Here is a 9,781-nt window from a genome sequence, read left to right on the forward strand (position 1 = left end):
CTGCTCGGCTCGGTCGCGCTGGGCCGCTCCCCGACGGGCCTGCTGCTGCCGCCGATCCTCGCGCTCGCGATGTCCGTCGCGCAGATGCTGCCGCTGCCCGTCGCCGTCCGCCTCGCCCTGCCCGGCTACGCCTTCGTCGCGTGGAACGGCCTCTTCACCGGCCCCAGGCAGCTGGGCCCGCTGCTGATCGCCGTCACGGTCAGCCTGGCGTGGGCGGTGCTCGCGACGGCGCTGGCGTATCTGCTGTTCCTGCGGCGCGACTTCACCAACCCGGCGTACGACGGCGCAGGGCGCCGCGCGCTCACGGTCGGCCTGCTGCCGCTGGCCGGGCTGACCGCGCTCACCGTCGCCGTGGCGGCCCCCGCCTCCTCCCTGGGCTCCGGCATCGAACAGGGCAAGGTCCAGCGGTCCCTGGCCACGGTGTTCGCCCACCTCTACCGGCTCCAGACCGAACAGCTCCACCGCCCCGCCGTCACCGAGGCCGAGTTGAAGGCCTCGGCGGCGTGCACCAAGAGCGACGGACAGGGCGCGCAGGAAGGCGCGGGCAACGACTGGCGGTGCGTCGTCACCTGGCACCTGCCCGGCGTGCCGGTCGCGGGGACGGCCGTCTACCAGCTCGACATCGGCTCGGACGGGCGGTTCGTGGCCGACGGCGACGGGCCGAAGGAGGTCAACGGCTACTTCCTGGTGCGGACGCAGGCCGGCGACGCCCCCAACCCCCTCTGGCAGTTCGACGGGAACGTCGAGCTGCTGGACACCACCTCGGAGGGATAGATCCATGCAGGTCACACGGCGTATCAGAGAGAAGCCGACCAGACGCCGGACCGCGCTGGTGACGACGGGCATCGCCGTCGCCCTCGGCATCACGGGCACCGCGATCGCCTCGACGGGCCAGTTCGGCACCCAGCACGTCGGCCAGGTCACCGCACGCGGCCAGGTCGTCTCCGCCGACCAGTACATCAAGCCCTACGGCACCCGGACCGTCATCGACGACGGCAAGATCATGTCGTCCGCCGTCAGCCCCGACGGCACCCGCCTCGCCGCCTCCGTCACCGACGGCGACGCCTCCCTCGTCATCATGGACCTGGCGACCGGCCAGGTGAAGCAGAAGATCGGCACCAACGCGGCCGACGACCTGCGCATCCCCAGCGGCGCCGTCGGCCAGGAAGGCCCGACGTACTCGCCCGACGGCAAGCAGCTCTGGCTCGGCCAGGCGGGCGGCTACACCAGGTTCACGGTGAACGCGGACGGCACCCTCGCCGCCCCGACCGCCGTCCCGATCCCGGCGCAGGGCACCCGACAGGCCCTGGTCGCCGCCGCCGTGTTCGCCCCGGACGGCGCCACCGTGTACGCCGCCGTCAACGGCCAGAACCGGGTCGTCGCCCTCGACGCCGCCACCGGCGTGATCCGGGGGAGCTGGACCGTGGGCACCGCACCGCGCGGCATCGCCCTGGCCGGCGGCAAGCTGTACGTCAGCAACGAGGGCGGACGCGCCGCCAAGGCCGGCGAGACCACCATGAACTCGTACGGCACGAACGTCCCCGCGAACCCGAGGACCGGCGCCGCCACCACCGGCACGGTCAGCGTCATCGACCCGGCACACCCGACGGCCGCCGTCGCCACCGTCCCCGTCGGCCTGCACCCGACCGCCGTGTACGCCGCGAAGGGCGCGGTGTTCATCACCAACACCGCCGACAACACCGTGTCCGTCATTGACACCCGCAAGGGCAAGGTCGTCCAGACGATCGCCGCCCAGCCGTGGCCGGAGGCGTCCGTCGGCTACGAGCCGAACGCCGTGACCCTCACCGCCGACGGCCGGCTCCTCGTGACGCTCGGCCGCGCCAACGCCGTCGCCGTCTACCGCTACACCTCCCCGCAGCAGCCCGCCCGGTACGTCGGCCTGCTGCCCACGGACTACTACCCGTCCGGGATCTTCGCCGCCGGCAAGAAGGTCGTCGTCGCCAACACCCGGGGCGTCGACGCGATGCGCCCCGACAGCGCCGGGCGCAGCACCCACGACACGACGTCGAGCCTGACGCGGTTCACGCTGCCGGACGACAACGTCGTCAAGCAGAAGACCGGGGACGTCTTCCGGCAGAACGGGTGGACCGCCGGGTCCGTCACGACGGTTCGGGGCGGCAGTCACGCGAAGCCGGTGCCCGTGCCGGTGCGGATCGGTGACCCCTCGACGATCAAGCACGTCTTCCTGATCGTCAAGGAGAACCGGACCTACGACCAGCTCTTCGGCGACCTCCCGCAGGGTAACGGCGACGCCTCGCTGACCCAGTTCGGCGCCGCCGTCACGCCCAACCAGCACGAGCTGGCCCGGCAGTTCGGGCTGTACGACAACTTCTACGACATCGGCACGAACTCCGCCGAGGGCCACAACTGGCTGATGCAGTCGGACAACCCGGAGTACACGGAGTCCTCGGCGGGCGAGTACCAGCGCAGTTACGACACCGAGAACGACGTCCTCGGCCACCAGAAGACCGGGTTCATCTGGACCGGGGCGCAGGCAGCGGGCAAGTCCGTCAGGGACTTCGGCGAGTTCCAGTCGCTGGAGACCAAACCGGACGGCGCGACCTGGCAGAACCTCTACTGCGACAGCAAGAACATGGCCGCGACCGGCGCGAAGACCGCCTACCCCATCAAGACGGGCTCGGCGATCCCCTCCCTCAACAAGGTGTCGGTGCAGGGCTTCCCGCTGTTCGACCTCGACGTCCCGGACATTTACAAGGAACAGATCTGGAAGCAGGACTTCGACGCGCACGGCCCGGCGAACCTCAACATGTTCTGGCTCTCCAACGACCACACCGGCGGCAAACCGAGCCCCGCCGCCGGAGTCGCCGACAACGACCTCGCCGTCGGCCGCATGGTCGACACGATCTCCCACAGCAAGTACTGGAAGGACTCCGCGGTCTTCGTCGTCGAGGACGACTCCCAGGCGGGCCTCGACCACGTCGACGGCCACCGCGCGCCGGTCCAGGTGATCAGCCCGTACGCCCGGCGGGGTGTCGTCGACAGCCGCTACTACACGCAGATCACGATGATCCGCACCATCGAGCAGATCCTCGGCGTCCACCCGATGAACCAGCTCGACAGCGCGGCCACCCCGATGTACGGGGCCTTCACCGCGAAGCCCGACACCAGGCCGTTCACGGCCGTCCCCAACCGGACGTCCCTCACCCTCGGCGTCAGCCCCCAGCCCACGTGCGGCTCCGACACCCCGGCGGGCGTCACCCCGAAGGCCGTCGTCGTGCCCCCGGCCCGGCAGAAGCTCGCGGCGCAGTGGAAGGACTGGGCCGCACACCAGCGGCTGACCGGCCCGGGCGCCGTGCCGGACTACGCCAACCCCGTCCAGATGAACCGCTACACCTGGTACCAGACCCAGAACTGGACCGAGCCCTATCCCGGCGACACCAAGCTGTACGCGCCGCAGGAAGTGCCGGGCGCCTACCTGCCGTCCCCCGAGTCGGACGGCTGAACTCTCGTACCCTGATCCACGTGCCGAAACCCCGTCTGACACGTGCCGCAGTCCTCGTCCTCGAAGGTGCCAAGCCGCTCGACGTCGGCATCCCCGCGCAGGTGTTCTCGACCCGCGCGAGCATGCCGTACGAGGTGCGGATGTGCGGGGCGGCGCCGGGGCTGGTGACGGGCGGGGACGGGCTGTCGTACCACGTGGCGCACGGGCTGGAGGCGGTGGAGTGGGCGGAGGTGGTGTTCATCCCCGGGTACCGGTTCCCGGACCGGGAGGACCCGCCTCAGGCGGTCGTCGCCGCGCTGCTCGGCGCGCACGCGCGCGGCGCCCGGCTGGCGGCGATCTCGACGGGAGCGTTCGCACTCGCCGCCACCGGACTGCTGGACGGCCTGCGCGCCACCACGCACTGGCACTACACGCGCGCCCTCGCGGCGAAGCACCCACTCGTACAGGTCGACGAGAACGTCCTGTTCGTCGACGAGGGCGCCGTCCTCACCTCGGCGGGCGCCGCCTCCGGCATCGACCTGTGCCTGCACATCCTGCGCGCCGACCTCGGCGTCGCCGCCTCCAACCACGCCGCCCGGCGCCTGGTCGCCGCCCCCTACCGCAGCGGCGGACAGGCCCAGTACGTGCCGCGCAGTGTGCCGGAGCCGATGGGGGAGCGGTTCGCCGCGACCCGGGAATGGGCGCTGCGCCGACTGCACGAACCCCTCACCCTGGAGGCCCTCGCCCGCAACGCGGCCGTCTCCCCGCGCACCTTCTCCCGGCGGTTCGCGGAGGACACCGGGTACACGCCCATGCAGTGGGTGATGCGGGCCCGCATCGACCTCGCGCGGGAGCTGCTGGAGCGCTCGGAGCGGGGCGTCGAGCAGATCGCCGGGGACGTCGGTCTCGGCACCGGCTCGAACCTGCGGATGCGGTTCCAGCAGCTCCTCGGGACCACGCCGAGCGAGTACCGGCGGACGTTCACCCGGGGCGAGTGACCGCCTGGCGGGATCCTTGCGGAGTGTGGCGATCGCGCCCCTGCCGGCGGCCCGCGCCGCGCGGGAGGCTGGAAGGGAACCGGAAGGAGACCACACCCGTGACTCGCATCGCCATCAACGGATTCGGCCGCATCGGACGCAACGTGCTGCGCGCGCTCCTGGAGCGTGACAGCAGCCTGGAGGTCGTCGCCGTCAACGACCTCACCGAACCTGCCGCACTGGCCCGACTGCTCGCCTTCGACTCGACGTCCGGCCGGCTCGGCCGCCCGGTCACCGTCGAGGACGGCGCGCTCGTCGTCGGCGGTCACCGCATCCAGGTCCTCGCCGAACGCGAGCCCGCGAAGCTGCCGTGGGCCGCCCTGGAGGTCGACCTCGTCCTGGAGGCCACCGGCCGCTTCACCTCGGCCGAGGCCGCCCGCGCCCACCTCGACGCGGGCGCCCGCAAGGTCCTCGTCAGCGCCCCCTCCGACGGCGCGGACGTCACTCTCGCCTACGGCGTGAACACCGACGCGTACGACGCCGAGGCGCACACCGTCGTCTCGAACGCCTCCTGCACCACCAACGCGCTGGCCCCGCTCGCCGCCGTCCTCGACGACCTCGCGGGCATCGAGCACGGGTTCATGACGACCGTCCACGCGTACACCCAGGAGCAGAACCTCCAGGACGGCCCGCACCGCGACCCGCGCCGCGCCCGCGCCGCCGGCGTCAACATCGTGCCGACCACCACGGGCGCCGCGAAGGCCATCGGGCACGTCCTGCCCAACCTCGACGGCAAGCTCTCCGGCGACTCGATCCGCGTGCCCGTCCCGGTCGGCTCCATCGTCGAGCTGAACACGACGGTCTCCCGCGACGTCACCCGCGAGGACGTCCTCGCCGCCTACCGCGCCGCCGCCGAAGGCCCCCTCAAGGGGGTCCTGGAGTACTCCGAGGACCCCCTCGTCTCCTCCGACATCACCGGCAACCCGGCCTCCTCCATCTTCGACTCGGCCCTCACCCGCGTCGACGGCCGGCACGTCAAGGTCGTCGCCTGGTACGACAACGAGGTGGGGTTCTCGCACCGGGTGATCGACACGCTGGAACTCCTCGCGGCCCGCTAGCGGAACAGGCCGGAAGCGGGCCGGGGGACGTCGGTCTCGACGGCGACGGCGTCCTGCACGGCGGGGCCGAGTGCCCAGGTGTCGTCACGGACGATGACGCGGCGACGGCCTCCGCCGCCCCGCCCCGCAAGTTCTCGCCAGCCCGGCATCCTGCACACGAGCCGTGTCGTCCGGCCGGGTCAGCTGCCCGACAGCACCGGGCCGATCTGGGTGCCGGTGGCCACCCGGAACGTGCCGTCCACGAAGGACGCGCCGGGGATGGTGCCGCCGCCCGGGGTGCGCAGGGTGAAGGACGCCTCGTCGGCGGGGACGGTCTGGCCGAAGTTGGGGACCTGGATGTCGAAGTGGACGGGGTGGCCGGGGCCGAAGGTGACGGCGGCGGTCTGGTCGCCGTAGGCGCCGGCCGTGACGGCGAGGGGGTTGCCCCGGTAGGAGAAGGCGACGTCGGTGGGGGAGCCGGCGAGCGTGCAGGGCGCGTAGCCGCGCGGGGCGGTCAGGGTGACACGGAAGTGGATGTGGCCGGCGCTGGAGTTGTCCTGGGCGATCGTCGCCCGGTGGTTGGCGGGCCGGCAGGCCGACGGGGCCGCGGCGGTGTGGAGGGGTGCGGCCTGGGCGGCACCGACGGCACCGACGGTCAGGGCGGCGGTGGCAGCGGCGGCGAAAAGCTTGTGGCGCATGGTCATCGCGGAGACTCCTCGGAAGATCGTGGTGCAGTACACGTACCCGGCGCCCCACGGGTCACTGTCTCAAGACCGTCACGAGCGGGCATATCCCGGCAAAGTACGGCTGTTACAAGACGGGGACACTTCTCGATGCACGCGCGACGTGACATCGCCGTCATTACCGGTGACCGCGCCAATCGCCACTCAAGGAGCGTTCGGCGCGAATATCTCTTCTCGCCACAGAAAAGGATCGATCGGTGATGATCTCCCAGCGCACTTCCCTCCGCACGGCCGTCATCGGCACCCTCGGCATCGCCTCCCTCGCCCTCGCCGGCACGGCGATCGCGGCCCCCGCGGCCACTCCGGCCGCGCACCAGGCCGCCGTCCAGCAGGCCGCCAAGGCCACCATCACCGCCAAGCCGTCCGTCACGGCCGTCCGCGCCTGGCAGGAGTTCAAGGTCACCGGCACGACCACCGGCATCAAGGCGGGCGAGAAGGTCACCCTCCAGCAGAAGCAGAGCGGCAAGTGGGTCTCCCTGCCCGCCGCCACGCCCGTCAACAAGACCGGCGGCTACGCCCTGCGCGTCAAGCTCGGCCTCAAGGGCAAGAACGACCTGCGCATCGTCCACGGCACCACCGCGTCACCCGTGTTCAACGTGACGGTCCGCTGAAACCCGCCGGACGACCGGGAAATCGTCCGGCACAGGTGACTCACAGGCAGAACTCCGCCTCTTGTGGGGAGGTTCAGAGCGTGGCGCCCCCGTCCACCGGGACGGAGGCGCCCGTGACCCCCGCGCCGGCCGGGGACACCAGCCACAGCACCGCCGCCGCGACCTCGTCCGGCAAGGTGAGGCGCCCGGTGAGGGTGCGGCCGGTGAAGTGGCCGATGAGGCCGTCGTAGTCGGTGCCGAGGACCTTCGCCGCGACCGGCCCCTTCTCCCGCACCCAGTCGGTGACCACCGCCCCCGGACACACGCAGTTCGCGGTGATCCCGTGCGCGGCGACCTCCTTCGCGAGGACCCGGGTGAGACCGATCAGCGCGTGCTTGGCACTCGCGTAGGCGCACAGCCCCGGATCCGGGTCACGGCCCTCCATCGACGCGATGTTGACGATCCGCCCGGACCGCTGCCGGATGAGCGGACCCAGCGCCCTGCGGGTCGTGTACAGCGCCGGGTCCAGATTCAGGGCCAGCGTGGAGTGCCACAGCTCGTCACTGATGTCCGCGACCGTCGCGAAGTCCTGCGCCCCGCCCACGTTGTTGACGACGATGTCGAGGTGCCCGAACCTCTCCAGCACGGTGTCCACGGCACGTTCGGCATCCGCACGGGACGTCGCGTCCCCCGTGCACAGCACGGCGTCGTCCCCGGCGGCGAGTTGAGCCAGCGCCTTGCGGCCGGTCTCCACGTCCCGCCCGGTGACCACGACTTGGGCGCCCGCCCCGAGGAGCCGGTGGGCGATGGCGAGCCCGATCCCCCGCGTGCCGCCGGTGACGAGAGCGGTCTGTCCGGTGAGTTCCATGGCTCTACTCCCTTTCTGGTCAGGTGAGTTCGGTGCCGTGCAGGCCGGTGATCTGGGCGAGGACCCGGCCGTCGGCGGCGCGTGCGGTGGAGACGCCGGTCGTGGTGCAGTGGGCGAGCCGGATGCCCTCCGGGTGGGCGCGGGCGAGGTCCGTGTCGTCCCCTTCCGTGTGCAGGGCGATCCGGTCGACGCGATGCGGGACCGCCACCCGGGGACCGCCGAGCCACCGGGTACGGGCGAGGCTGTCGAGGAGGACACAAGGGGTGCTCAACCGGGGTAGCGCCGCGAGGAGTTGAGGGTCCGGATACCAGAGACAGGACCGGGTCCGCCAGTTCTCGGTCGCCCGGAACACCCCGGTCAGGACGGCCGGTGAGGCGTCGTCGTAGTACAAGTCCGCGACCTCCGGCAGAAGTTGGTGGCCGGTATCCCCGACCGGCACGGGCAGCGGCGCCGGCCCCCCGAGCCGGACGACGGCCCGGAAGTGCTCGCGGTCACGCGCGAGGACCCGCCCGTCCGGCGCGACGGCGTCGGAACGGACGACGACGGCGACGGACCGGGCGCCGCCGGCACCCACCGCCCTGGCCGTGACCCGGTAGACGACCGGCGTGCCGTCTGCGCGTGCGCGCACCCACGCCGAGAAGGCGAGGTTCTCGACCACGCGCACCGGCAGCTCCGGGACGAGGGCCCGGGCGGCCTCCACGGCGAGGTCGGCCAGCATCACGCCGGGGAGCGTGGGGCGGCCGTCGATCATGTGGTCCCGGAGGAAGGGGTGGGTGCCGACACTGAGGGCGAGGGCCCAGCGGCCCGGGGAGTCCGGGGGGCCGAGGAGGCCGGGCGAGGTGTCCGGCGAGGCCGGGATGCCGGTCGGGGTCTTCGCCGGCCTGGGGAGGCTGGGCAGAGGGGGCTGGGAGGTCAGGGGGGCGGCCGGGGTCTTCGCTGGTGGTGCGGGGTCGGTCGGGGTGTGCGGTGGGTTTGGAAGGTTGGGCCGGGTTTTTGTCGGCGGTGCGGGGGCGGGTGGGGTGTTCTGCATCGCTGAGCGGCCGGGCGGAGTGGTTCGTGGGCTTGGGAGGCCGGGCCGGGGCTTCGCCGTCACCGTGAGGTCGGGTGGGGTGCTTGTCGGCGCAGGGCGGCCGGGCGAGGTATTTGGTGGTGTGCGGAATCCGGGGAACCGGGCGTCGAATGAGGTGAACTCGGCCTCGCCGAGGTACGTGACGAGCCGGTCGCGCCGGGGGCGGGAGAGTTCGTCGAGGAAGTGCGCCACCCCCTCCGCCGTCGACATCCGGCTGAGCCGGGCGGTACGGGCCGTGTACGACTGGACGACGCTCCCCGAACCGAGCCCGGTCTCGTCCCAGATGGTCCAGGCGATCGTGAACTCGCCCTCGTCCAGGGCCGCTTGCGCAGCACCCGTGAGGAAGTCGTTCGCCGGGGAGTAGTCGCTCTCACCCGGCAGTCCCGCGAGCCCGGTCACCGAACCGAAGTTGCACCACAGCCGGGGACGGAAGGCGTCCCGGAGATGGTGGTAGCCGAACAGCTTCACGTCCCGCACGCGCCGCATACCGGGCAGGTCCTTGCGGGTGATGTCACCGGGGTGGTGCAGCCCGGCGCCGTTGACCAGCAGATCCACCCCGTCCCCGATCCGCTCGGCCGTACGCCGCACCGCCTGCGGATCGGTCACGTCGGCCGTGTGGAAGCGCACCTCGTCCTCCCCGCACAGCTCCCGCAGCGCCGCCAGGTTCAGCCGGGACTCGCGGGCGTTCAGCAGCCGGTCGAAACGCCCGTTGATCTCCCGCACCGACACCCCGGGACACGCGGCCCGCTCGGCGGCGATGAACCGGGCCCGCAGAAGCGGCAGTTCGTCGTCCGGCGCTGCCAACAGGTCCTCCGGCACGTCCTCCAGACGGCTCGACCCGATCAAGTGCAGCCGCAGCGGCACCCGTCGGGCGAGTCCGAGCAGGCAGGCGGCGGTGATCCCCCGGGCACCCCCGGTCGCGACGACGACCGCGCCGGGCTCCAGCGGGAGCGGCCCCACCGGCACGTCGTCCC

At 72.2% G+C, this 9,781-nt stretch carries 8 protein-coding genes and 1 pseudogene; 5 read left to right on the top strand and 4 right to left on the bottom strand.

What is annotated here, in order from left to right; all coding sequences use genetic code 11:
- From ACVNF4_RS26840 to gap, 4 genes and pseudogenes are all read left to right on the top strand, one after another.
- Positions 1-774 (top strand): annotated as a pseudogene (locus ACVNF4_RS26840) (ABC transporter permease); the annotation flags it as partial.
- Between the two features lie 4 nt (positions 775-778).
- Positions 779-3,484: a bifunctional YncE family protein/alkaline phosphatase family protein gene (locus ACVNF4_RS26845; RefSeq protein ID WP_461805450.1), complete on the top strand. Its 2,706-nt coding sequence runs from the start codon at positions 779-781 to the stop codon at positions 3,482-3,484.
- A 20-nt stretch (positions 3,485-3,504) separates the two neighbouring features.
- On the top strand, positions 3,505-4,461 hold the full coding sequence (locus tag ACVNF4_RS26850; protein ID WP_461805451.1) for a GlxA family transcriptional regulator: 957 nt from the start codon (positions 3,505-3,507) through the stop codon (positions 4,459-4,461).
- A gap of 98 nt (positions 4,462-4,559) precedes the next feature.
- The gene (gap, locus tag ACVNF4_RS26855; protein ID WP_461805452.1) at positions 4,560-5,558 is read left to right on the top strand and encodes a type I glyceraldehyde-3-phosphate dehydrogenase; all 999 of its coding nucleotides are present in this window, start codon (positions 4,560-4,562) and stop codon (positions 5,556-5,558) included.
- Here the strand turns inward: gap and ACVNF4_RS26860 are convergent.
- Positions 5,555-5,707, bottom strand: a complete 153-nt coding sequence (locus ACVNF4_RS26860; protein WP_461805453.1) for a hypothetical protein — start codon at positions 5,705-5,707, stop codon at positions 5,555-5,557. The genes gap and ACVNF4_RS26860 overlap by 4 nt on opposite strands.
- Before the next feature lie 30 nt (positions 5,708-5,737).
- The gene (locus ACVNF4_RS26865; protein WP_461805454.1) at positions 5,738-6,241 is read right to left on the bottom strand and encodes a DUF4232 domain-containing protein; all 504 of its coding nucleotides are present in this window, start codon (positions 6,239-6,241) and stop codon (positions 5,738-5,740) included.
- 239 nt (positions 6,242-6,480) lie between these two features.
- Here ACVNF4_RS26865 and ACVNF4_RS26870 point away from each other — a divergent pair, with 239 nt between their 5' ends.
- Positions 6,481-6,891 carry a hypothetical protein gene (locus ACVNF4_RS26870; RefSeq protein ID WP_461805455.1) on the top strand — a complete coding sequence of 137 codons (411 nt, stop codon included), beginning with the start codon at positions 6,481-6,483 and terminating at the stop codon, positions 6,889-6,891.
- Between the two features lie 73 nt (positions 6,892-6,964).
- Here the strand turns inward: ACVNF4_RS26870 and ACVNF4_RS26875 are convergent, their stop codons facing one another.
- The gene (locus ACVNF4_RS26875) at positions 6,965-7,738 is read right to left on the bottom strand and encodes an SDR family NAD(P)-dependent oxidoreductase (protein WP_461805456.1); all 774 of its coding nucleotides are present in this window, start codon (positions 7,736-7,738) and stop codon (positions 6,965-6,967) included.
- 19 nt (positions 7,739-7,757) lie between these two features.
- Positions 7,758-9,781, bottom strand: a 2,024-nt coding sequence (locus ACVNF4_RS26880) for an SDR family NAD(P)-dependent oxidoreductase (protein WP_461805457.1), incomplete at its 5' end; no start/stop codon positions are given.

Source organism: Streptomyces sp. S6 (genome assembly GCF_054880855.1).